Here is a 23,712-nt window from a genome sequence, read left to right as displayed (position 1 = left end):
CATGTTAATCGACCTTCTTAACATCTTTCGATATGCTTAAGCCTGCTTTTTTAGCGGCTTCGATGATTCTTTCTGGTTCACTCAGCAAGTCTTTTTCCTTTTGCAGCTCAGTGATCTTCTTCGATTCTAAAGATACTTGCTGTTCTAATTTCTGCACTTCAATATTTGCGTGATACACAGCAAAGGCTTTAGAAATGATGAGAATGGAGCTGCACATAAGAGCCATGACAAACATGACAAGTAAGATTTTTTCACCAAGTGTAATAGAACCTCTTCTTCTAATGACAACCGATTGGCCTTGCTGCTCTGTTTGATGTTGCTTCACTTCTCTTTGGTAAGCCAAATTACTCATAAGAAACCTCCTTTTTATCATCATCTATGGTGTCGTTTACTTTTTTTCTGCAATTCGGAGCTTCGCTGAACGGGCACGGTTGTTATGTTCCAGCTCTTGTTCTGATGCGACGATCGGTTTTCTCGTGATCAGCTTCAGTTTTGGTTCAAGTCCTTCTGGAATCACTGGTAATCCGTGCGGAAGTTCTGGAAGAGAAGACATCTCTTTAAATGTACTTTTACAAATCCGATCTTCAAGTGAATGGAATGTAATGACAGAAATTCTCCCCTTCGGATTGAGTAACTCTATTGCTTGTTCTAGTGCTTCTTCAAATACTTTCAATTCGTCATTTACGGCAATTCGGATCGCTTGAAACACTCTTTTCGCTGGATGTCCGCCAGTTCGTCTTGCAGGTGCGGGAATTCCTTCTTTGATAATGTCTACAAGCTCCCCCGTTGTTTCAATTGGCGCTTTTTTTCTAGCTTCTTCAATTTTGCGTGCGATTTGCTTGCTGAATTTCTCTTCCCCATATTTGTAGAAAATACGAACTAGATCTTCAAATGGCCATTCATTCACCACTTGTTTTGCCGACAATACGGCTGATTGATCCATTCTCATGTCAAGAGGTGCATCATGATGATAACTAAAGCCTCTCTCTGGTGTGTCGAGCTGAGGAGACGACACACCAAGGTCAAAGATCACACCGTCTACGCTTGTAATGCCTTGTTCATTCAGACGTTCTTTTAAATATCGGAAGTTGCTTTTTATGAAAAGAATGTTCGCTTTTGAATCTGCGAGCTTCTCTCGTGCATGATCCAGTGCAGCATCGTCTTGGTCAAATCCAATCAATGTACCTTTTTCTGATAATTGAGATAGTAAATATGAGCTATGACCTGCGCCGCCTAGCGTGCAGTCCACATATGTACCGTCTTCTTTGACGTTTAAACCGTCAACTGTTTCTTTTAATAATACTGTCTCATGTTGAAACATGATGTTATGGTCCCACCTTTTTCAAATAGAAATGAATGTGTAGAAAGCTTGCTGCACAAGGGATTATTATATATCAAATCCAATCATGTTTTCAGCAATTTCAGCAAAAGAATCTTCTTGCTCTTCTGTATATTGTTCCCAGATCGACTTACTCCACAACTCAATTCGATTTGAAACGCCGATGACCACACATTCTTTTTCGAGTTTTGCATATTGGAGTAGGTTTGATGCGATGTTAATGCGCCCCTGCTTGTCCAGATCGCATTCGACTGCGCCAGAAAAGAAGAACCGGGTAAACGCACGTGCATCTTTTTTCGTTAGCGGAAGTGCTTTGAGTTTCTCTTCGATTAGTTTCCACTCACTCATAGGGTAGCCAAATAAACATTGATCAAGCCCTCTCGTCAGCACAAACTGTTCTCCGAGACCGTCTCTAAATTTAGCAGGGATGATCATGCGCCCTTTTGTATCAATCGTATGTTGGTATTCACCCATGAACATGATCATCAGAGCCCCACTTTCTCACCTTTACTCTCCACTATCCTCCACTTCTCTCCACAAAACTTATTTTACACTGTTTCTACATAAAAAAAAACCCTGAACTATTCAGGGTTCATTAAAACTTTATTTCAAAGTTTGACAATTTGTTGCTTGTTTTGAAATGAAAATGGCATATTTTTGAATGTTTTGAAGAATTCTGGACCATATTTGTTTAAAAAATACATGATATTCCAAATTCTTTCTTGCACGGCATCAAGTGGTTTTAAACTATTTTCAATCCGTTCAAAGTCGCGAAGGATATATCCTTCCTTCTCTTCCACGCGCTGAGCCACCTTTTGATAAACAAATTGAAGTTGGTCTTCAATAAATTTGGCATTTTTCTCTAGAAGCTGCTCAAAGCTCGGTTCAATCTCCAGCGCTTCTTGTCTCATCGCACCATGAACATTTGCTAATTCACGTTTCGCATGTTGAACCGCTTGAACGAAGCTGTCTGGAAGACTTTGCTGAAAGTGCGCGTCCTTCTTTTCTTTTACTCCGTTTGTCAGCACTTCTTCTACCGACAGTTCTCTGACCGGCAGTTTTTTGTCAATATGCCTTTCAAGAATGGTGACGTGCAGTCTTGGAAGAACAGGTGCCATCTTTAATTCAAAATGTTCAAAAATTCCTTTTAGTTCTCCCCAATAGTTGACTTCACCGTGTCCTGCCATAAAAGCAAGTGTTGGGAGAAGGGTCTCTTGCATCAAGGGGCGCGTCACCACATTGTTGCTAAACCTTTCTGGGTGCTCCTCGACTTCCTGCAAAAGCTCTTCCTTTGTCCACGTAAGCCCCACTTCTGATACAGAAAACTGATGCTGCTCTTTTTCAATGAGGAAACGCTCTTCATCATATTCGTAAAACAGGTTTGCCTGGTGGTCACCAGCTTCAATGATCGGCTGATATCCCGCTCGCTTCATGGCAGCCTGCGTTTCATTCAGGCGAGCTGTGATCGTATCATTTGTCTCGACAATGTGCTTAAATAACATACGCTCGAGTGGTTTGACGCCTAAGTCTCCTGAATTAAATAGCAGCAGTCCATCTTCTTCAAAGAGGTCGCACACAATCCATTCAAAGAAATCAGTAAACGTTTGTGATTTGCGTAAACATCGAAGAAGCTGATCAAGCAAATCATTTGTGTAAGCAGATTCTTCATAGGTTGAAAACACATCACGAAGCCATTTCTCTGTTTTCTCCTGATGCAGCGGTGTTCTTTTCGCAGCAGCTTTTTTGATACTATGTAATGGCAGCTTTTGTTTGACTGGACCTTTTTCGCCAGACGTGTACACAAAATTAATTTCATCTACGTCATGATCCTCACCAGCTACCCAAAAGACCGGAATCACAGGAACGCCAAGCTCTGATTCTTTTTCTTTTGAAAACTGAATAATCGATATGATTTTATGTATGGTATAAAGCGGTCCTGTTAATAGGCCTGCCTGCTGCCCTCCAACCACCATGACACTCCGTTCATCACGGATTTTTTCAATGTTCTGACGCATCGCTGCCGATTCAAACTTTGCGTGATATGCGCTCATATAATCCGCTAAAGCCTCGCGCGGGAAGCTCCTTCCAATGAGATCGTCGTATCTCTTTTTCCATGTGTGCTCAGAATGTATATCATAATCAAAAAAAGCAGTCATCTCTTTTTTTTCTTCTATATAATCACGTATGAATAAATTCTGACTTCGGATGGAAAGTTCAGTCAATTGCATGTTTAGAACTTCCTTTCTTCAATAAATAGTTAGTTTCCCGAAAAAAGTATAGCATGTAAATGAGCTCACTCAAAAGATTTTGTTTGCTTTTTTTCCAATACTTCCAAGCTTCTATTGAAGAAAGCAAGATATGGCGCCAGAATCTCTTGAGCCTGGGCCTGTTTTAAAAGATAGCCAACGATGGCTTTTCTTTCGGTTTGGCGGCCTTTTACGATATCTTGAAGCATCGACGATTGATTAGCGGCCGTTTTATCACAAATAGAGACCACATGAGACCAGAGCCGCCCCTTTTCAGACAAGCCTAAAATGGAAACAGCTTCTTCAAATGCACATTTCATCATGTATTCATATGAGGAATTTGCGATCAGTTCCCCATTTTTCACATGTAATAAAGCCGTCAGCGGATTAATACAGACATTGACAAGCAGTTTTTCCTCCAGCACCTTTTTCCATTCATCTGTATAGACCATCTGAAAATGGGCTGATGTCTCATTCAATTCATTCTTCACATCTGCTGCTTCCTTATGATGAAATGCCCCCCACTTTATGACACCAATACCTATATGAGCGACTGCATGATCTGACACCTTCATTGCGCCATGCTCTACCACACCTATATATAATTGATGTGCCGTTTTCCAGTTCTCTAAGTCTAATAGGTGGGCCATTCCGTTCTGCAAAAATAAGATCCTCTGATGAGGTAATGCCGATAGTTCGTCCAGTACATCTTGCAAATGATGATATTTCACTGTCACAATGAGTAGATCAAATACCCCTTTTACCCCTGTCTGTGCATGGACAACTGCCCTAAACGTTTCTCCTCTCACCATTCGTTCAATTCCTGACGCTCGAATCTCTTCTGCCTGTTCGTTTCTTCTTGTGAATACGGTAATGTCATGATGCTGTGATAAATAACTGGCACAAAGCAGACCAATCGCACCTCCGCCAATGATTCCAATTTTCAACTGCCGCACTTCCCTTTTTCTGTTTACTTCATCATATCCACTATTTTAACAGTTTCATGTCATGATGCAAAAAGCAGATGACGCACTATGATTGAATTTTTTTAATTTAAAAACTATAATAATAAGTGTAAAAACTTTTTTAGGCGGATGGGATGAAAACGCATTCAAAGACATCACTGTCGACATTATGTGTGTAAGGGGGAAGATCACATGACACAAGTAAAACGTCTTCTAATTAATTACAAAACATTAGAGGAATTTAAACAATTTAAGGAATACGGCATACAAGAACTTTCAATGCTTGAAGACCTTGAAAGCAATATGATTGAAAATGACAGCAACTCTCCATTTTACGGGATTTATTTTGGAGATAAGCTTGTGGCACGTATGAGCCTATATCAAGTGGATGGCTCGACGACTACGTATTTTGACCACAACCATGATTATTTAGAGCTGTGGAAGCTAGAAGTGCTTCCTGGGTATCAGCGCAAAGGGTACGGCGAAGCACTTGTCGAATTCGCCAAATCTTTCGGATTGCCGATTCGAACGAATCCACGCGTCAAATCTGCTGGCTTTTGGGATAAAATGGGTTTTGAAGCGGTAAAATATGATATGGAACGCGATAAAGGTGAAAATCCACTCATTTGGGAGCCCGCACATATCAAAAAGAATACAGGTGAATCAGCTTAATGGTTGATGACAAAACGCCCCTCCTTTCATCTGTGAGGGGCGTTTTCTTATTTTGCGTAGTCTTTTAAGCTGATATTCTGTTTGACTCTTTCAACAATACCAATGAGTGCCCGGTAATCTTCTTCTGTCATTTTCAATTGGCGCTTCAAGTGTTCATTTTCTTCTGTGAGCGCCTTTAATTGATGATGTGCATCCTTTAGCTCCTCGCGTAAATAGGCGGGACCAGAAGGCTCTTTCTCAAGCTGCTCTAAAAACTGAATCACTTCTCGAAGGGTCAATTCAGCATGATCTGAAGATGTCTTCTCCTCTATTGTTAACGCATGCTGTGGTAAACCTGAGGAATGAATACCGATCTTTTTACGCAGTTCTTTCCGCTGTTTTTTCGCCAGTTCAATGCCTGCTTGATACTGTTTTCTGACGTAAGAATTCCACCTGAATCCACATGCTGCAGCTGTTCTTGACAGTGCTTTCCCGACTTCCTCAAATGCGGAAAGCTGGGTCCCTCCATCTCGAATATGTCTTAAGACGACTTCTGCTAATAGTAAATCTTCATCTTGTGTCCATGCGTCCTGCCTTGTAATCGTCAATTAATCATCCCCCCTGAATCTGAATACCACATCATATGCGCCTACTAGAGTAGATAGACTATTTGCAGGAGAGAAACCTAAAAAATAGACAAATAAAAAAACGCAAGGGAAGATTCCCTCACGCTTTTTTATACATTAGTTGCTTTTTACGTCTTTGCCTTTGTATGTTCCGCAAGATTTGCAGACACGATGAGAAATTTTCATTTCACCGCATTCTGGGCAAGCTACCATACCAGGTACTTGTAGTTTGAAATGCGTACGACGCAATCTTTTTTTCATTTTAGAAGTTCTTCTAAAAGGTACAGCCATTATTCCCACCTCCTTAAAGAGTTAAGATTCATTATTTTCTTCTAAGAGCTTCTTCAAGCCTTCCAGACGCGGATCGATTCGGTTTTGATGTGCATCTTCCGAAATGACCGCCCAGTCATTACCTTCTTGTGGTGCAGCACCTTTTACGTCTGTTTGGTCGCAAAAGATTTGCATCGGCACTTCAAGAAGTATTTCTTCCTTGACGATAGGCGTTAAGTCGATGATATCGTCTTCTACAACGGAAACGTCTTCATCTTCTATATCGTCTGTCTTATGAAGTACAAATAGTTCTTTCGTTGAAATCGCAAATGGATAATTTACATCAACAAGCGTTCTTGAACAAGGCAATGTCATTTCACCTGTGATGGTTAAATCAAATGCGACTTGCTTTGATTCGATCACTCCAGTCCCTTTCACCTCTACTGGTGAAATGCGACGTATATCTGAATGAAGGCTAGTAAGTTCATTTAAGTCAACCGTCTCATGAAAATCGAAGCTGTTTTTAGCTTTTTGATGTAACTGATAAACTGTCCATTTCAATTGTATCACCTCTAAGAGCAACAAACATGATTATAGCTTTCATCATGCTATTTGTCAATATTTTTTCTTTACAGTCCTTTGTGATGTCAGAGGGTTGTTTGACATCAGTTCTCGGAATGCCTACACTGAAAAAAATGGGCTTCATTTTTCCCTTATGCTACTGTAGCATAGACCATTTAACCATAGCAAGAAAGGCGGAACATCTATTGAAATCAGTGGGAGTCGTTGTAGAGTACAATCCATTTCATTATGGACATGCCTATCATGTTCGTCAGGCGAAAAAACAAACCTCCTCAGATGTTGCCATTGCCGTCATGAGCGGTTCCTTCCTCCAGCGCGGTGAGCCTGCAATCGTCTCAAAATGGGCACGTACAAAAATGGCACTGCAAAACGGTGTAGACATTGTATGTGAGCTTCCATACATATACGCTGTGCAAAAGGCAGAAACCTTTGCAAATGGTGCTGTGTCCATCCTAGACGCTTTAAAATGCCGCACTCTTTTTTTCGGAAGTGAGGATGGGGACATCAACGTATTTGAGCGCACAGCTCATGCTTGGCATGAGAAAAAGGCAGAGATTGACCTTTTAACAAAAGAGAAGGTCAAAGAAGGTCTTAGTTATCCGGCGGCTGCTGCTGCTGCGTTTCAAGAGGCCATTTCCCTTGACCACTTACTGGATTTGTCTAAACCGAATAACATTTTAGGCTTCCATTATGTAAAGGCCATCTTAGAGCGATCCCCTCACATGCAGCCTTTTACCTCTGTGAGAATGGCATCTGATTATCATGATGAAGAACTTCCTGTAAATCAGAAAATCGCAAGCGCAACAAGTATTCGAAAAGCCTTAAAAGTGCACGGCTCATTTGAAGCGGTCACACCCTATCTCCCGGACGCTACTTTAAAGCAATTACACAACTATCATTCTTCATACGGTCTTTTACATACGCAAGAAGCTTATTTTAGCTTCTTAAAACATGTCTTTCACACAATGGAAACGGCTGAACTAGAAGACATCTATGAAATCGAAGAAGGCATCGAACACCGCATGCAAAAGGCGATCACACACGCGTCCTCCTATGAAGAATATCTATCACTTGTGAAAACAAAACGATATACGTGGACAAGGTTACAGCGAATGAATACGCACCTCTTAATGAGAGTGAAAAAAACCGCAATGCATGAGCTGCTGAAAGAGAAAAAAGCGCCCTATATTCGTTTACTCGGTATGTCAAAGAGAGGGCAGCAATACTTATCTCTTGTGAAAAAAGAATTGGACGTACCGCTTGTGAGCAAGCTGTCTTCCTTTTCACATCCCGCACTTGATCTTGACATTCGCGCTTCCCGCGTCTTCAGCCTTCCCATCTGTGAGCCAATGCAAACGGAACTAACGGAAGCAGAGTTTAAAACCTCACCGATCAGATATGATGAAGAGACTGATCTCTTTCTCTCTCGATAAGAAAAGAGCAGCCTTGATGAGGGCTGCTCTCAGATTATTGACAAAGGGCTAAAATGACCTTTATTTTAGCCCTTTGTCTTCTTTTCAGCGTGATAGAAAACCTTTGCAGTATAGGAAGGACGAGTACCGGAGCGGAGCGAATTTGACATTCGTGAGCACCGGCACGCAGGACTGACAAAGAATGCGAGGGTTTGTCTACACGCTGAGAGCAGCCTTGGTGTGGGCTGCTCTTTTCTTATGACGCTTTCTCTTTTAATTTGTTTAAATAGTTCAGTGCATCTTGCATTGTATCTACAGGGACAATTTTCATATCACTTTTAATATCTTTCACTGTTTTGACTGCATTTTGGTAGTCTGAGTTTGGATCGCCTTTATCGTTTGGCGCAAAGAATATGTCTTTTCCTGCTTTATCTGCTGCCACAACCTTTTGATCGATCCCACCAATTGGGCCGACCGTTCCATCGGCGTCAATCGTTCCAGTCCCCGCAATCGCATAGCCATGTGTTTCGTCTTCTTTTGTCAGCTGGTTATAAATTTCAAGCGACATCATTAAGCCTGCTGATGGACCGCCGATATTTTCAATATCTACTTTAATCGCAGGTGACACTTTCACATGACGGTCTGTAAACAATGACACACCTATTCCGACTCGTTTCGGCTCTTCTTTAAATGGTTTTAACGTCACTTGCTGTGTGATTTCTTTACCGTTTCGTTCAAGGACAAAGCGCACAGATGTGCCTGCTTTTTTACTGCTGATATATGAAACCATTTTATCAGCTGAATCATAGGTCTTGCCATCAACGCTTTTGATCCGGTCGCCAACTTCAATTTTTCCGTAAGCAGGCATCCCTTTCATCACGTAGCTCGCATATACCCCTTTAAACGTATAATCTACTTTTTTTCCTGCTTTTGTATATGCTGCAATCATGGCATTTTCTTGAGAGCTTTTCATCAGTTGAAGCTGTCGTTTCATATAATCTTCATCCGATTCTCCGTCCGCTTTAATGTTTTCTTCCGGGACGATCTCGTCATACTTGTTCATTTTTGCAAGCAAATACGTATATGGGTTTGCTGGACCTACTTTAATGGTCATAAGAGAGAAGCTGCCCTTCTCGCCATATGCTCCGTCTACTTTAATGTGCGGAGCAATCTCTGTTGCATCACCAGGCTTTGTCACGTAATACGGCAGTTTAACAAAGGTTAAGCCAAATAATACAAGGACAACCACAAAAAAGCTGAGCCAGCGAATATTCAATTTTTTCATTCGATTAACACTCCCATTTATCAATGACATCTTTCAGTTTCCCTTTTAGTTGGTCTGCGGCGAGCTCACCTGCTTCAATCATCTCTTGAACCTGTGTAAACGCACTAGAGCTATATGTTTCAAGCCTCGGCCGGATCATGAGATCTGCGTGAATGGTTTGATGACGAACCAATTCATTTTGAAGGATGTCCAAACTTTGCATAATCACATCCGATAATCTCGTCGCCTTTTCTGTTTTTTTCACCCTTGATACATCAGAGGCGATAATGAGGTCTGCCCCCATTTCTTTTAAAACAGACACAGGAATGCGGTCAACAACCGCTCCATCTACTAATTGTCTGCCACCCATTTCGTGCGGAACAAACACACCCGGAATGCTAATGCTCGCTCTGACTGCTTGTGAGACAGACCCTTCTTTGAACACAACCTTCTCCCCTGTCTCGAGGTTACAGGCGACAATCGCAAGAGGCATTCGCAATTCCTCGATTTTTTTCCCATATGTAAACGTGTGGATCAGCTGCAAAATTCGATTTCCTTTTAAAAGACCGATTTTTGGCAGTGTATAGTCAGCATAATACTTTCTTCTGAAGACAAGTGCAAGTTTTTTCATTTTTTCTACGTCTTGTCCCGCCGCATAAAAGCTCCCAACAAGTGCGCCAATACTGCTTCCAGCAATCATATCCACCTGAATTCCTTGTTTCTCAAGACTAGATAAAACTCCGATATGCGCCATTCCCCTAGCACCCCCAGAGCCTAGCGCAAGCCCGATGACCGGTCGCTTCATGAAAATCCACCCTCCTCTTTCTATGCATATATACGAATCTATAGGTCTAAACATGCCCCTTCTGCTCGTATAGTAATAGAAGACAGGCTCGGCTAGTTTTTTTCTTTTTCTTTGATCACGAGCTCGCCAATAGATCATAACGGCAAGGGGCGAAATCTTCATGAAAAAATGGAACACTCTGTTCATCGCTGCTTTTTTTATCTTTTTAACAGCCACTGTGATTACACATCCACAAGCCTCTTTGCAAGCGTCAAAAAATGGACTTGCAATGTGGTGGGAGGTTGTATTTCCATCATTGCTTCCTTTTTTTATTTTGTCCGAGCTATTAATTAGTTTCGGGATTGTCAGATTTGTCGGGGTGTTATTAGAGCCATTTATGCGCCCCATCTTTCGAGTACCTGGTGTAGGCGGATTTGTACTAGCTATGGGAATGGCCTCAGGCTTTCCTTCTGGCGCTAAATTAACGACAAGACTCAGACAGGAAGGACAGCTGACGAGAATCGAAGCAGAGCGCCTTGTTTCATTTACAAATTCATCGAACCCATTGTTTATTTTCGGAGCGGTGGCTGTTGGTTTTTTTCATCACCCAGCTTTAGGGATTGTTTTAGCCTGCGCACATTATTTAGGGAATCTCGCTGTTGGTGTGACGATGCGGGGGTATAAAACGCGGCATGATGCGCATCTTAGAAGCCGGAAGGGATTTTTATTTCCACCGCTTAAAGAGGCATTCAGCGCCCTTCATACAGCAAGACTCGCAGAGAAAAGACCGCTCGGCCAAATTTTAAGCGATGCTGTCATGTCGTCCATTCAAACACTTTTTATGATTGGCGGCTTTATTATCTTATTTTCTGTCTTTAGCAAAATGCTGGCAGTTGTTCATGTGACAGACCTGCTCTCCATAGGAATCGGATATATGCTGCAAACGATGCACCTTCCGCCAGAATTAGATCTAGCCATGATTGCCGGTTTATTTGAAATCACATTAGGAAGTCAGCTAACGGGGTCACAAGAGGTCACCCTGCTCGCTAAAACCATTGTGGTCAGCTTTATTTTAGGATTCAGCGGGTTCTCTGTTCAAGCCCAGGTAGCCGGCATTTTGGCGGCAACCGATATACGCTTTAAACCTTTTTTCTTCGCCCGTTTGCTCCACGGGATTTATGCAGCTGTCTTTGCCTTTTTATTATTCAAACCTCTTTATGTATCTCGATCAGACATGACTCTTCCAGCAGGAGCCTTTGAAGCAAGCGAGCAAGTTGTCATGTTTAGCAGTGTGTTCTGGAATCAGCTTGTGACAGCTGGCCCTTTGATCACTTTGTTCAGCCTGATCGTGTATATTGCTCTATATTACCAGAAAGTAAAAAATGGATGAGTGCACGAGGCACTCATCCATTAAATTTTTCTTTCAGCGCTGCTTCTACTTCTTTTGGAACAAGCTCTTTGACAGATCCATTGTATTTCGCTACTTCTTTGACAATGCTTGAGCTTAAGAAGGAGTATTGATTATTGGTCATCATGAAAAACGTTTCAATTTCATCATCTAAGACTTTATTCATCGATGTGCCTTGCATCTCATATTCAAAGTCCGTCACGGCTCTTAGCCCACGCAAAATGACTTTGGCCTCTTTTTGTTTCGCATAATCAACAAGCAAGCCATGAAAGGATTCAACTTTGATATTTGGCAAATCCTTTGTCGCTTGCCTAATGAGCTCACACCGTTCTTCAACTGTAAACAACGGTTTTTTTGATGAGTTATTTAGTACACATACATACACTTCATCAAAGATGTTTGCTCCTCTTTTAATAATATCCAAATGGCCCAATGTGACTGGATCGAAGCTACCCGGACAAACGGCTATGTTCCCCATGCTTTAATTTCCCCGCTTTCTATAGATCGTAATGCCAGTCATTCCGTACAGTTCCCGCCTTGATATGTGGAGCTGTCCAGCTTCCTCAGGCAGCGAGACGTCTTTATCATGCTCACATACGATCACGCCATCATCTGTTAATAAGGAGTGCTCATCAATCATTTCAAGAAGTGCCTTCAGCTTTTGATCTTTATACGGCGGATCAAGAAAGATCGCTTGAAAGGATTCCTCTCGTTTTACAACGGCTGTGAGAGCACGCTTTGCATCATTTCGAAATACTTCACTTTGATCCATCAGCGACAATTGATTCAGGTTTCCTTTAATTGTCTGAATCGCCTTCATATCTCGATCAACAAAAATGCAATGATCGAATCCTCTAGAGAGCGCTTCAATTCCTAAACCACCGCTTCCCGCAAATAAATCAAGGGCCCTTCCGCCATCAAAATACGGGCCAATCATATTAAAAATGGATTCTTTCACTTTATCTGTCGTCGGTCTTGTTGATTGACCTGGTACCGCTTTAAGCGTGCGGCCTTTTCTCGTTCCAGAGATGACTCTCATTTTCCCACCACTTTTTCTGCTTGCTTCTATTGGTCACTGTCTTATGACAAAAAATTCAACATTATCTTACCACATCCACTCGGCATGGGACAATGCGCGTAATTTCATTCATTTTCTATGTATAGATGACGGGAAGCGGGGCCATACTACTTGTAACAGCATCTGATGTGGTGCTGTTGCCAACCGCGGAGAAGACTTACGTTTCCCCATAAGTTCTTCCTCCGGTTTCTCCTCTCCCTTTGCCTTCTCCTTAATGAATCATTAAGAATAGAAGGACCCCGCGGGTGATGCCGCGGGGGTTTTTTTGTGTCTTTAAAAGCCCACCTTATAATCATATTCTTTTGCTTTGTCCAATTTGGATTCGTACTCTAATTTAATAAAAGGTTTATATGAAGGCTCAACACGTTTTACAAATGGCAATGAGCTCAGCTTTGCCATATGGCGCTCGAGATCATCCATATCACAATAAATCACTGCATATTTCATTTTCCTTGAAATATAGTGAACATTCCCAAATTTTCTTAGCGCTTTTGACTGCTTTAACGAATGCAGCCAAACGACCATCCCTTGACGTTTGGTTTCCATCTTTTCACCTGCCGCTTTTCAATTCTTTCCATTCATTATGTAAAAGACGAGACGTTCAAGTCTCGTCAAGATACTTTACAGCCACAGCTGCCTCCTGATCCACAGCCACCGCCGCATGATGATAGACCATCAAAATATGGGTTCCCTGTTGGAACTTTAATATATGCTGATACAGCTTGACCGATTTCAATACTAATCTCATCTAAGATGGATTGAACCGCTGTTTCTGCTTTTTTGAAATCAACCACTGTATCGTGAAGATCTAGCTTTCTTTTGACCTCACGCATTTCCTTTGAGATCGTTCTATAGTCCGGATGGTATTTGCCGAACCGCTGCACATCCTCATATTGCTCTTTTACTTTTGTAAAGTGGGCAATAATTTGTTGGGCTTCTTCGTCTTGCTGGAGACGCTTAAAGCAGTTGCGGTAATGTTCAGCCTCCTCCGACTGAAGAATCATGGCAGCCAATTGATTCGCTTCCTCTTGGAGCTCCACAGATTCGATTGTCGCATACATAAATGTTGCACCTCCAATTCATAGTTTACCACGAAACCTATGGATCAGAAAATGCTTTTACGTGACAAATACATCCCACGTTTCCCTTTTTTGTTTATAATCTGGATGACGGGAATTCAGCACAACGGTCATTTTATGCTTTCCTTTTGAAAGGTGCTTGACCACAAACGCAGCAGTATACTCATTGCCCGCACGTTTCCCATCTACATACACTGTAAAATATCCCGCCTTCTCATCCTTCTTCCCAAGTGAAGGCTCAAGATGGAAATCTTGAAGTATACTTTCTATATAGACAGCCGATCCCTGCACTTTGTATTTTAAAAAGCCTTGCTGCTTCATTTCACTTTGAGCTTGCTGCATCACTGGTACAACTGGATCTTGCTTGATCACTTGCTCTTCTTCATGTTGACTTTGACACCCGGTGACAAGAAAAAGCAATGCGCATATTGACAGCATCCATTTCATCATCTGATTCTCCTTTCGTCTACTTTCATAGGATGCTCATGAAATAGACATCTTAATCAACTCAAAAAAGCCTCACCCGGCTCCATTTTGATTGCGCATTGCTTGGAACATTTGAATCATCATTTCAGCCATTTGGACACTATTGCTCAACTGACTCACACGATGAGGAATAGTTTTTTCGTAAAAGTTCATTTTATCTAATTCAAAGGAAGATAGATTTTCAGGATGTCGAGTCAGCTGTCTGTACCAAAGAGGACGCTGTCTAATGAATTTGATTCGATCCTCCTCGGCCATGACAAACTCCTGTACTTCTTTCCGCACCAAAAACATCCCCTTTCAATTAATCTTTCCTGAAGGAGAATGGGTGCTGACTGCCTCCAGATGAACCTTTTTTTGAGCCATTTGATGAAAATTGACCGAGTAAGCTTTGTAAAGAGGAAATAGACTGGCTCATTTTGTTAATCTGTTCATTCATTTGATCAGCGTCCATTTTTTTCACAGCAGAAACCATTTTAGACATGAAATCTGCTTTTCCCGGTTCACTTGTCTTAGAGTCTTTTTCGTCTTTTGCTTCTTTAGATTGCGCTTGCCGATAAGGAGACCACATCTCATCTTCCTCACCAAACATGACCCAATTTTCATATAAACTTTGCCAGCTTTTTTCTTGCGCTTGCACTTCTTGAATTAACTTCGGATGGCGTCTGACGAATTGTTTAAATTCATCAATGGATGTTTGTTTTTGCTTATTTGTCATATCCTCACCCCCATACAAATGCCTACTATACTATATACACCAGCATCTGTTTTGGTGAGCCTCTTTTTTCATAAAAAAACAGCTGCGGTTGTGCAGCTGCTTTGTTTTAAGATGTTTTCTTGATGAAGTTTTGAGTATAGTATTTTTCTTTCACACCTACGCCAAGGTGTGTGTAATCTCCATTTAATAACGCCTTCCGGTGACCTTCGCTATTGAGCCAGCCTTCTACAGCTGCTGGTCCATCTACATAGTTATATGCAATGTTTTCACCTGCGAGCTGAAATGTGACCTCGCCTCTTTCTAATCGGTCTTTCAGTGTACCGTATTTTTTAGACTCATGGGAGAAATAATGATTCTCTTTCATGTCCTCACTATGCATGAATGCCACTTCGGAGGTTTCATCGTCCCACTTTAAGGTCGGCAGGTTGTACTTATGGCGGATAATGTTGGTCATATCAAAAATTTGTTTTTGACTGGAAGCTTCGATATCCTTCCACTTTTCGCCTGATATCGACTCAGGTTCTATCAATTGACCTCGATAAACAACCTCATACGGCTTTTGTTTCACAAATGTATCTGCGTTATAGGCCCTGATACTCGAAAGGGTGCTTTCAAACTTATCCATGTATAGCTGGACATAGACATCATCTCCCACTTTCACGGTTGGCCTTGTATTCATATCATCTTCTGAGAATTCAAAGCGGTATGAATTTTGTTCATCCTCTACATGAATGTAAGGCGCAATTTGTGTTTTTTTAAACACTTCACTTGTGGCTTGACCGATTTTAAATGGTTCAACATTCAGCCCGTCTCCTGTTGCAAACAAAGTCACCACTTTACTATCCTTTACCCCGACTTGAATATAGTGCTTCTTCGATTGGTTGTATATCCACCAGTCATAATCATATGCGGAAGGATCAATGCGATCTGGTTCTCCCAGCTGTTTAAGCACTTCGTTTGATGATTTTCCCATAAAGGACATGAGGCCCTTTTTTGGGATATTGATCGGCTTATCGCTAGATGTTTCTTCATTAGACACCTTCGATTCATTGCTGCTTTCTTTTTCTGGTGAAGATCCATATTGAATAAACAGAACGTACGTTCCGGATATAACCAGGAGGATGAAGAGTGTTTTGAGCACAGTTTTCAAATAAACACCTCCGTTAAATTGGCAAGGTACAAAAAGTACCTTCTACTGTCATTTAAACAAAACTTGCTCCATTTATCAACGACAATACAGCCTATTTAACACGAATTTAAAATATGCCCCTGTTAATGAAAAAATCCTTGCCTGTGATCTTGATCTTGTTGAGAGATTTCAGTAAGTGCATCTCCCGCACGATCATTTGACAAATCTTCAACTGATAAATCTCCAAGAGCTACAATCCCCGTTAATGCTCCGCTTTTAACGACGGGAATGCGGCGGAGCTGGTGCTCTGACATCAACCGGACAATTTCTTCAAGCGTCGCATCTTCTTCGGCTGTCAGTACTTCCTTCGTCATGAGTGCGCCAACTTCCTGTGAGTTTGGCTTTTTCTCAGCAATGCCTCTGAGTACAAGGTCACGGTCTGTCACAATTCCAACAAGCTGATCTCCGTCAACCACTGGAATGGCACCGATGTCAGCATCTCTCATTTTTACTGCCGCTTCATAAGAATTGTCGTCCTTTTGGCACGTCACTACTTTTTTTGTCATAATATCTTTGATTTTTTTCGTTTTCACGTTGATTCCTCCATCTATTATTTTCTTTATTACTGTAACCAGCTTATAAAAGAACATACCTTTCGCAGTTGAAAGTTTAACGCTTTCATACTATGATTGTCAGTAAAGGGAATTTTTATAAGGAGGGGTTTTGGGTGAAGTTTGAAGGTACGGGGATTGAAAAGGTAGCAGCTGACTTAAATAAATTAGATTTCATCATGGAAAGTGAAGGATTTGTACGAGCCGATCAATGGGATTATGAGCGTGTGACGTATGACAGAAAGTATAGCATGGTTGAAGGGACATTTTATTTACGGATCTCTGGCTACGCCACTGAAGGTGATGTCGGTTCCAAAAAGGCACACATTCAGCTTCTGACACCTTTACTTGGAAAACATTATTATCCGCATGGTGTAGAATACGGTGAAGGCGAAGATTTTCCTAAATCTCTTATCCAATCAAGCAAACAAACGCTTGACCGACTGAAAGAAAAACTAGAATCAATGACTGCTGAAGCATAAAACAAAGCACAGCCCAAGCGGCTGTGCTTCTGCGTGTAGACAAACCCTCACATTCTTTGTCAGATCTGCATTACGGTGCTCACGAATGTCAAATTCATTCGCTCCGGTACTCGTCCTTCCTAGACTTCAATGGTTTTCTATTGCGCTGAACAGAAGACAAATCTAAAGCACAGCCATACGGCTGTGCTTTAGATTTATTCATATTTCGGAATGAGCGCATCTGGCACGGCATCTTTCGCTCTTTCTTTTCTTGCCCAATCAAAGAACACAACAGCAAGAATAGATCCATAAACGATCTCCTGAATAATTTTCATCAAAATAGCGCCTAGCTGCTGATCCTCCAGCAGCGGCAAGGTATGAAACATATCAGGGCCAGTTAGTGCAAGACCTGCAAGCATATCGCTTGGCACACATAGATGCAGAGCTTGTATCCACGCGCCGGCATCTGAATAGGTCGCATAGATCGGTGCATCACTAAACATGATGAGTGCGCAGGCAGGTGTCATCAATATACCATCTGCCATGATATAACCAAGCTTTAAAATGCCTGTGATCTGCGGCTGACTTTGGACTTTATGGACAAGCGGCCACCACATGAAAAAGGCAGCGATAAAAATAACAACCGTCATCAACGCATGATAAAACGGATCTGTTTTCACAAAATCAAACACAAGCGGGATGTGATAAAGCGAAAACAACCCGTTAAACCCAAGCAGAGCAATCAAAGGCTTGGAAAACAAACGGAAAATAGCCTGAATGCCTCGTGTTTGAATGATCCGCTCCCAAATGGCCGCAGGTAAACCTGTGATCAGGAGTGGCGGGATGACTAAATATAGTACCGCCATTTGCGCCATATGTGCGCTGAACATAATATGCCCCATTAAATCAATTGGGCTGCCTTTCACGGCATATAACAGAACAAGCCCAGTCAGAAATAGCGTTTTCTCTTTCACCGTCGCACGGTGCTTTCCCTTTGTAACGAGAAGTAGATAAAAAGCAGCTGCTAATACAATACAAATCAAATAGTAGGGACTCCATAATGCTCGAAATCCGAATATCTCTAAGTTCTCCATTGCTGCGCCTCCTTCAAGGGCAAAGCGGGCTTACCACCAAATAATGGTCAAAAAGGCTAAAACGGTAATAAACGCGACAAACACACCTGAGTAAAGAAACAACGCGGGTGTTTCATGCCCTTTTTGGTTCATGTGCATAAAATAATAAAGCTGAAAGGCCACCTGAATACCTGCAAGCAGTAAAATAAATGGTACTGCGAACCAATTTCCGACGTCTTCAGAGGCGATCGTTAAAAATGCAACAAATGTTAATCCAATCATCAAGCCGAAAGAAATGAGCTGATGCTTCATTTCTTCGGCATTTTTCTTTTTACGGTATACAAGATCGACTTTGGACTGATTTGTGTTTTTATTTCCCATTCTTATCCCACCATTCCCATTAAATATACAACGGTAAAGATGAAGACCCACACAACATCAATGAAGTGCCAATAAAGACTTGCCACATAATATTTTGGCGCATTGTATAAATCCAGTCCGCGTCTCATATTTCGAATCATAAGAGCGGTAATCCAGCAAAGTCCGAAGGCGACGTGAGCTCCGTGAGTTCCTACAAGTGTATAGAAGGCAGAGCCAAGTGCAGAGCTGGTAATCGTAAATTCGTACGCATGCACATAGTGATAAAACTCATAAATCTCGACCCCTAAAAATCCAGCACCTAATAGAACGGTCACGCCGAGCCAAAGCTGCATTTTTTTAAAGTTAAAGTTTTTCATATGATACATTGCATACACACTCGTTAAACTGCTCGTTAACAGGAGCATTGTGGCAATAAAGACAATTGTGATGTCAAACATATCAGTGGTTTTTGCTCCGCCTGCATTTGAGTTTTTCAGCGCCAAGTAAGTGGCAAACAAAGATGCAAACAGAACAGTTTCTCCCCCAAGAAACAACCAGAACCCGACGAACTTATTCTTTCCTTCTAACGTGGCTTTCTCAGGCGAAGCCGGAAAGGTTTCCGCTGTCATTTTTTGTGGTTCCATTATGCTTTCACCCCTTTATCATCATCATCGGTCAAATCTTCTTTGTGAATATGATATCCATGATCATCTTTAAGAGACCTGACCAGCATGGTCGCAAACGTAATGCCAAGACCAATGAAGATCACCGGAAGCCCCCAGCTGTGCTCTTGACGATACATGAAGCCAAACGCTGACACAAATAGACCGAATGAGATAATAACAGGTAAGATGGAATTATTCGGCATGTGTATATCATCGAGCGGTTCAGATGCTGTCATTCCTTTTTTACCATCCATTTTCTCAATCCATAATGGATCAAGTCCTCTAACTAGTGGAAGCTGTTTAAAGTTATATTCTGGCGGAGGTGAAGACACTGCCCATTCAAGCGTTCTTCCATCTCCCCAAGGATCGCTCGATACACGCTCCCCTTTTGCTGTTGTCCAAATGACGTTAATCAGCATGATGACAACTGCTACAAACATAAACAAAGCACCTATTGTACTGATCAAGTTCCCAAGCTCAAGGCCCTGACCTGGCAGGAACGTAAAGACACGGCGCGGCATGCCCCATAACCCCAAGAAATGCTGGATAAAGAAGGTTAAATGGAAACCGATGAAAAAGAGCACAAAGCCAATTTTCCCAAGCTTCTCATTGAGTATTTTTCCAAACATTTTAGGCCACCAGTAATGCACACCTGCTAATATACCGAATACCACACCACCGATAATCACGTAGTGGAAATGCGCCACAACAAAGTACGTATCATGGAACTGATAATCAGCTGCAGCTGCTGCAAGCATGACACCGGTTACCCCGCCAAGTAAGAATGACGGAATGAATGCAACGGAATACAGCATCGCTGTCGTAAACTTCACGTTACCGCCCCATATGGTGAGCAGCCAGTTAAATACTTTAATTCCTGTTGGCACCGCAATCGCCATAGTGGCTACGGCAAAGATCGCATTTGCAATAGGTCCAAGCCCCGTTGTGAACATGTGATGCGCCCACACCATGAACCCTAGGAAACCAATCAATACAGTGGCGAACACCATTGACGAGTAGCCGAACAATCTTTTTCTTGCAAACACTGGAATGATCTCAGAGAAAATTCCGAATGCTGGCAGGATCAAGATATATACTTCCGGGTGTCCGAAAATCCAGAACAAATGCTCCCAGATGATCGTATTCCCTCCAAGCTCTGGATTGAAAAAGCTCGTATCAAACATTCTATCAAGCATCAGCATCGCAAGCCCTGCTGTGAGTGGCGGGAATGCGAATAAAATGAGTGCAGATGCGACAAATGTCGTCCAAGTGAAGAGCGGCATTCTCATATACGTCATACCAGGCGCTCTCATATTAATGATCGTCACAAGAAAGTTGATACCTGCAATCAGCGTACCAATCCCCGCTATCTGCAAACCTAAAATATAGAAATCCATGCCATGCCCTTCTGAATTCAACGTGAGCGAAGCGTATGCAGTCCAGCCTGCATCAGGTGATCCGCCTAAGAACCAGCCAAGGTTTAAGAAAATTCCTCCGAAAAAGAATAGCCAAAAACCAAGTGAATTTACAAACGGAAATGCTACGTCACGTGCACCAATTTGAATTGGTACAACCGCATTCATTAATGCAAATAAAAGCGGCATTGCTGCAAGGAAAATCATTGTCGTTCCATGCATCGTCATGATTTCATTGTAAACCCCTGCACTAACAAAATCATTTTCAGGGATGGCTAGCTGAATACGGATAAACATCGCTTCTAGGCCGCCAACCAAAAAGAAAAATCCCCCTGCCACTAAATATAGTACGGCAATTTTTTTGTGGTCAACCGTCGTCAAGTAATCCCATAAGACAGCGCCAAACCCCCGCTTTTTAGCTATTGTACTCACCATGAAATCCCCCTCTTATCTCCCATTTGCCCCTTTTCATATAGATGTCTATCTTAACGATCTTTCAAACAGACTGCGTCTGACAGGTGACTACTTCTCGGTTGTAGAGACATATTCGGGAGCTCTTAACAAAAACTTCACATAGATCACATATCCATTTGAACATACGCTCTAGATATTACTCTATTTTAAGACCTTTTAAATACTCGTAGAGTGCATCTGCTTCTGAGTCATTTAATTGAGGATACGTCCCTGTCATCTTATTACCTGGTTTAAAGCTTTCTGGATCTTTCAGCCATGCTTTCACATTTTCTTTGTTCATGTCTTTAATTCCAGCAACTTTCGTTCGCTCTCCGAAGGTCGCAAGGTTTGGAGCAGTCCTTGCCGCTTCAGGCCGTTCGTCCCCAGGCTCTACTGCGTGACAGCTCAAGCAGTTTTTCTCTTTAAATAGTTTTTCACCCTCTAGGGCTAGGTCTGACGTGGATGTAGGCTTCTTGTAATCTGCCATTTTTTTGGTCCACCCTAAAAACTCATCTTGAGAAAGCGTTTTAACTTTAAAGTCCATTAAAGCATGTGATGGACCACAAAGCTCCGCACATTTCCCGTAGAAATATTCTCCTGCATCTTTCGTTCGTTTCGAATCAAATTTCAAATAAAATTTGTTCTCATTGTCAGTATTAGTATCGATTTTACCGCCAGCCGCTGGAACCCAGAAAGAGTGCTTAACATCGGATGCTTTCAGCTTAAAGTACACCTTTTGATCTGTCGGTACAATCAATTCCTGACTTGTGACAATCCCATAATCAGGGTATTCAAATTCCCACCAATATAAGCTGGCTCTAACATTCACAACAAGTGTCTTTTCAGGATCTCGTTTTTTCTTATCCATAGCGCTTGTATCCCCTAGCTCAAGCGTGTATGCCACAACAGGTACAACGAGAATAATGAGTAGAAGAATTGGAATCGCTGTCCACGTAATTTCTAGGTTACGGTTCCCTTCCACCTGTTTTGGAATCGTATCTTCTCCCACTTTAGAACGTTTGAATTTAATGATGACGTAAAAGAAAATGATCGATACAACAATGACGACAAGAACCATAATGAGTGTACTCAGTACCGTTAGGAAAAACTGTTTATCTGCTACTTCCCCAACTGGCTTGAGTGTTGATAAGTATGGTTCACCACAGCCCGCTAAAACGAGCGTCAGTAAGAGAAACAGTGAATAAACACGCCATTTTCTTATCATAATTTGTCCCAACCCCTTTTGCTTGATCTCCTTTGCCTTTCGCTTTTTACCTCTTATTTATAAAATCACTTTTCACCCATCAATAACCCCCGCCCCTTATAAAAGCACTTACATTTCCTCTTTTCATAAAAAAATGATGTTTTTACTCAAAATACCATCTATGTATAAACAGAAAGCCGCCTAAATAGAACTGAATATCAGGCGGCTTTCATAGTTGTAAGAAAATGTTGTGTTATAAGATATAGCCATTGTTTTGATGTGATCAAAGTGTATTTCACTCTAGAATAGTGTAATAATAATCATCGCAACGAAAAAGATGGTTAAGTAGTTTAATGAATAAACGAACATCAGTGTAGACCACTTCATGACGTCTTTCATTTTAAAGCCCATGAGGCCAATGACGAGCCATCCAATGTTTAGCAATGTGCCAAGTGCCACAATCGGCCAACCTAATCCACCTAAGAAAAATGGAAGTGGAAGAAGACATGCTGTCCAAATGATAATTTGGCGTTTTGTAACTTCAAAGCCATAGACAACTGGAAGCATTGGAATGCCTGCCTTGCGGTAATCTTCTGTTTTCTTAATCGCAAGTGACAGGAAGTGCGGGATTTGCCAGATAAACATAATCATAAACAAAACCCAAGCCGTAGTGTCGATTGTGCCTGTGACAGCTGTCCAGCCGATTAATGGCGGAACCGCACCAGATACACTTCCAATAACAGTATTGATGGTGTAATGGCGTTTAGACCACATCGTGTAAAGGACGGCATAAGTAAAGACACCGATAAATCCAATCACTGCTGATGTAACAGTTGTCATCAGAAGCATAATGAGTCCAAGTACAACAAGCAATATGCCAAATGCATACGCTTGCCCCGGCTGAATTTTTCCTGTAACCGTCGGTCTTGTTTTTGTTCTTTCCATTAATATATCAATATCACGGTCAAACGCATTATTAATGGCGCATGAACCGGCAATAATAAGTGAAGAACCAATCATTGTTAACAGCACAATATCAAGATTCCCAAGGAAACTCATACCTGTAAAATAAAAAGCAAGCCACATTCCAGTAAATGTTGTAATGAAGTTGGAATTGACGATGCCCATTTTAATAAGCGCAAGAAAATCTTTCCAAGCTGTTGTTTCTTCTATTTGTCCATGAATAGCTGCTTCCGCGGCTGTTTTGGAATTTGCCAATGTGTATAACCTCCCTTGCCCAAACCTTCAAACGAACAAATGAAACGTAAAATCGTTACAACTCTATCATACAAGATAAACAGCTGTAAAAAAACATCCTATTAAATAATAAACGACAAACTTGAAGTTATTTGTGAACTTTTCGTGAATTTATTAGGATAGATGTGTGTTTCAGAAGGCGGTGCAAAATGAAATATTCTCTCCTCTATTTCTATCAG

General features: G+C 41.6%; 29 protein-coding genes. 4 read left to right on the top strand and 25 right to left on the bottom strand.

What is annotated here, in order from left to right:
- Positions 1-4 precede the first annotated feature (4 nt).
- The 5 genes from ftsL to NPA43_RS07150 all read right to left on the bottom strand — a co-directional run bounded on the left by ftsL (position 5) and on the right by NPA43_RS07150 (position 4,532).
- A complete protein-coding gene (gene ftsL, locus NPA43_RS07170; protein WP_008344998.1) occupies positions 5-352 on the bottom strand; it encodes a cell division protein FtsL in 348 nt (115 codons plus the stop codon).
- Positions 353-388: 36 nt separating this feature from the next.
- Positions 389-1,321 (bottom strand): 16S rRNA (cytosine(1402)-N(4))-methyltransferase RsmH, encoded by a 933-nt coding sequence (gene rsmH, locus NPA43_RS07165; RefSeq protein ID WP_099725949.1) that lies wholly within the window; start codon positions 1,319-1,321, stop codon positions 389-391.
- A gap of 66 nt (positions 1,322-1,387) precedes the next feature.
- The gene (mraZ, locus tag NPA43_RS07160) at positions 1,388-1,819 is read right to left on the bottom strand and encodes a division/cell wall cluster transcriptional repressor MraZ (protein WP_003211163.1); all 432 of its coding nucleotides are present in this window, start codon (positions 1,817-1,819) and stop codon (positions 1,388-1,390) included.
- 128 nt (positions 1,820-1,947) lie between these two features.
- The gene (gene bshC, locus NPA43_RS07155) at positions 1,948-3,567 is read right to left on the bottom strand and encodes a bacillithiol biosynthesis cysteine-adding enzyme BshC (protein ID WP_256499532.1); all 1,620 of its coding nucleotides are present in this window, start codon (positions 3,565-3,567) and stop codon (positions 1,948-1,950) included.
- Positions 3,568-3,632: 65 nt separating this feature from the next.
- Positions 3,633-4,532 (bottom strand): 2-dehydropantoate 2-reductase, encoded by a 900-nt coding sequence (locus NPA43_RS07150; protein ID WP_371930228.1) that lies wholly within the window; start codon positions 4,530-4,532, stop codon positions 3,633-3,635.
- A gap of 210 nt (positions 4,533-4,742) precedes the next feature.
- Between NPA43_RS07150 and NPA43_RS07145 the strand changes: the two genes are divergently transcribed.
- Positions 4,743-5,222, top strand: coding sequence for an N-acetyltransferase (locus NPA43_RS07145; RefSeq protein ID WP_099725952.1), 480 nt, complete (start codon positions 4,743-4,745; stop codon positions 5,220-5,222).
- Positions 5,223-5,269: 47 nt separating this feature from the next.
- Here the strand turns inward: NPA43_RS07145 and gerR are convergent, their stop codons facing one another.
- The 3 genes from gerR to NPA43_RS07130 form a co-directional block, all read right to left on the bottom strand.
- A complete protein-coding gene (gerR, locus tag NPA43_RS07140) occupies positions 5,270-5,809 on the bottom strand; it encodes a sporulation-specific transcriptional regulator GerR (protein WP_099725953.1) in 540 nt (179 codons plus the stop codon).
- A 135-nt stretch (positions 5,810-5,944) separates the two neighbouring features.
- Complete coding sequence (rpmF, locus tag NPA43_RS07135; protein ID WP_008354700.1) at positions 5,945-6,118, bottom strand: 50S ribosomal protein L32; 174 nt, start codon at positions 6,116-6,118, stop codon at positions 5,945-5,947.
- Positions 6,119-6,139: 21 nt separating this feature from the next.
- Positions 6,140-6,658, bottom strand: coding sequence for a YceD family protein (locus NPA43_RS07130; RefSeq protein WP_019743276.1), 519 nt, complete (start codon positions 6,656-6,658; stop codon positions 6,140-6,142).
- A 206-nt stretch (positions 6,659-6,864) separates the two neighbouring features.
- On the opposite strand from NPA43_RS07130, the gene NPA43_RS07125 reads away from it, so the two are divergent.
- Positions 6,865-8,112, top strand: a complete 1,248-nt coding sequence (locus tag NPA43_RS07125; protein WP_256499530.1) for a nucleotidyltransferase — start codon at positions 6,865-6,867, stop codon at positions 8,110-8,112.
- 235 nt (positions 8,113-8,347) lie between these two features.
- On the opposite strand, the gene NPA43_RS07120 is transcribed toward NPA43_RS07125, so the two are convergent.
- Both NPA43_RS07120 and NPA43_RS07115 read right to left on the bottom strand, forming a co-directional pair.
- Entirely contained in the window at positions 8,348-9,376 is a 1,029-nt protein-coding gene (locus NPA43_RS07120) for a SepM family pheromone-processing serine protease (RefSeq protein WP_256499529.1), read from the bottom strand.
- 4 nt (positions 9,377-9,380) lie between these two features.
- A complete protein-coding gene (locus tag NPA43_RS07115; protein WP_256499528.1) occupies positions 9,381-10,160 on the bottom strand; it encodes a patatin-like phospholipase family protein in 780 nt (259 codons plus the stop codon).
- Between the two features lie 160 nt (positions 10,161-10,320).
- Here NPA43_RS07115 and ylbJ point away from each other — a divergent pair, with 160 nt between their 5' ends.
- Positions 10,321-11,529 (top strand): sporulation integral membrane protein YlbJ, encoded by a 1,209-nt coding sequence (ylbJ, locus tag NPA43_RS07110; RefSeq protein ID WP_099725958.1) that lies wholly within the window; start codon positions 10,321-10,323, stop codon positions 11,527-11,529.
- A gap of 13 nt (positions 11,530-11,542) precedes the next feature.
- Here the strand turns inward: ylbJ and coaD are convergent, their stop codons facing one another.
- The 9 genes from coaD to NPA43_RS07065 form a co-directional block, all read right to left on the bottom strand.
- Positions 11,543-12,025 carry a pantetheine-phosphate adenylyltransferase gene (coaD, locus tag NPA43_RS07105; RefSeq protein ID WP_099725959.1) on the bottom strand — a complete coding sequence of 161 codons (483 nt, stop codon included), beginning with the start codon at positions 12,023-12,025 and terminating at the stop codon, positions 11,543-11,545.
- Positions 12,026-12,028: 3 nt separating this feature from the next.
- On the bottom strand, positions 12,029-12,616 hold the full coding sequence (rsmD, locus tag NPA43_RS07100) for a 16S rRNA (guanine(966)-N(2))-methyltransferase RsmD (protein WP_256499662.1): 588 nt from the start codon (positions 12,614-12,616) through the stop codon (positions 12,029-12,031).
- A 282-nt stretch (positions 12,617-12,898) separates the two neighbouring features.
- Entirely contained in the window at positions 12,899-13,171 is a 273-nt protein-coding gene (locus NPA43_RS07095) for a YlbG family protein (protein WP_024424276.1), read from the bottom strand.
- A gap of 65 nt (positions 13,172-13,236) precedes the next feature.
- The gene (locus NPA43_RS07090; protein WP_034318038.1) at positions 13,237-13,686 is read right to left on the bottom strand and encodes a regulatory iron-sulfur-containing complex subunit RicF; all 450 of its coding nucleotides are present in this window, start codon (positions 13,684-13,686) and stop codon (positions 13,237-13,239) included.
- A 57-nt stretch (positions 13,687-13,743) separates the two neighbouring features.
- Positions 13,744-14,154: a hypothetical protein gene (locus NPA43_RS07085; protein ID WP_256499527.1), complete on the bottom strand. Its 411-nt coding sequence runs from the start codon at positions 14,152-14,154 to the stop codon at positions 13,744-13,746.
- A 69-nt stretch (positions 14,155-14,223) separates the two neighbouring features.
- A complete protein-coding gene (locus NPA43_RS07080; RefSeq protein WP_039178297.1) occupies positions 14,224-14,472 on the bottom strand; it encodes a YlbE-like family protein in 249 nt (82 codons plus the stop codon).
- Between the two features lie 19 nt (positions 14,473-14,491).
- The gene (locus NPA43_RS07075) at positions 14,492-14,905 is read right to left on the bottom strand and encodes a YlbD family protein (RefSeq protein ID WP_099725962.1); all 414 of its coding nucleotides are present in this window, start codon (positions 14,903-14,905) and stop codon (positions 14,492-14,494) included.
- 106 nt (positions 14,906-15,011) lie between these two features.
- Positions 15,012-16,055: a CAP domain-containing protein gene (locus NPA43_RS07070; protein WP_099725963.1), complete on the bottom strand. Its 1,044-nt coding sequence runs from the start codon at positions 16,053-16,055 to the stop codon at positions 15,012-15,014.
- Between the two features lie 122 nt (positions 16,056-16,177).
- Positions 16,178-16,600: a CBS domain-containing protein gene (locus tag NPA43_RS07065; RefSeq protein WP_230031484.1), complete on the bottom strand. Its 423-nt coding sequence runs from the start codon at positions 16,598-16,600 to the stop codon at positions 16,178-16,180.
- Positions 16,601-16,761: 161 nt separating this feature from the next.
- On the opposite strand from NPA43_RS07065, the gene NPA43_RS07060 reads away from it, so the two are divergent.
- Positions 16,762-17,127, top strand: coding sequence for a YugN family protein (locus tag NPA43_RS07060; RefSeq protein ID WP_099725965.1), 366 nt, complete (start codon positions 16,762-16,764; stop codon positions 17,125-17,127).
- A 194-nt stretch (positions 17,128-17,321) separates the two neighbouring features.
- Here the strand turns inward: NPA43_RS07060 and ctaG are convergent, their stop codons facing one another.
- The 6 genes from ctaG to cyoE form a co-directional block, all read right to left on the bottom strand.
- The gene (ctaG, locus tag NPA43_RS07055) at positions 17,322-18,200 is read right to left on the bottom strand and encodes a cytochrome c oxidase assembly factor CtaG (protein WP_099725966.1); all 879 of its coding nucleotides are present in this window, start codon (positions 18,198-18,200) and stop codon (positions 17,322-17,324) included.
- Between the two features lie 30 nt (positions 18,201-18,230).
- A complete protein-coding gene (gene ctaF, locus NPA43_RS07050; protein WP_024426910.1) occupies positions 18,231-18,560 on the bottom strand; it encodes a cytochrome c oxidase subunit IVB in 330 nt (109 codons plus the stop codon).
- Positions 18,561-18,562: 2 nt separating this feature from the next.
- Complete coding sequence (gene ctaE, locus NPA43_RS07045) at positions 18,563-19,183, bottom strand: cytochrome c oxidase subunit III (RefSeq protein WP_268254863.1); 621 nt, start codon at positions 19,181-19,183, stop codon at positions 18,563-18,565.
- Positions 19,183-21,054, bottom strand: a complete 1,872-nt coding sequence (gene ctaD, locus NPA43_RS07040) for a cytochrome c oxidase subunit I (RefSeq protein ID WP_230031442.1) — start codon at positions 21,052-21,054, stop codon at positions 19,183-19,185. The genes ctaE and ctaD overlap by 1 nt, the downstream gene beginning before the upstream one ends.
- 175 nt (positions 21,055-21,229) lie before the next feature.
- On the bottom strand, positions 21,230-22,297 hold the full coding sequence (gene coxB, locus NPA43_RS07035) for a cytochrome c oxidase subunit II (protein ID WP_099726004.1): 1,068 nt from the start codon (positions 22,295-22,297) through the stop codon (positions 21,230-21,232).
- 279 nt (positions 22,298-22,576) lie between these two features.
- Entirely contained in the window at positions 22,577-23,494 is a 918-nt protein-coding gene (cyoE, locus tag NPA43_RS07030) for a heme o synthase (RefSeq protein WP_047201764.1), read from the bottom strand.
- Positions 23,495-23,712 lie beyond the last annotated feature (218 nt).

Origin of the sequence: Bacillus pumilus (assembly GCF_024498355.1) — a bacterium.
GTDB classification, from domain to species: domain Bacteria; phylum Bacillota; class Bacilli; order Bacillales; family Bacillaceae; genus Bacillus; species Bacillus pumilus_P.
Note: the sequence above shows the minus strand (reverse complement) of the source record. Positions and strands in the feature narration are given on the sequence as shown.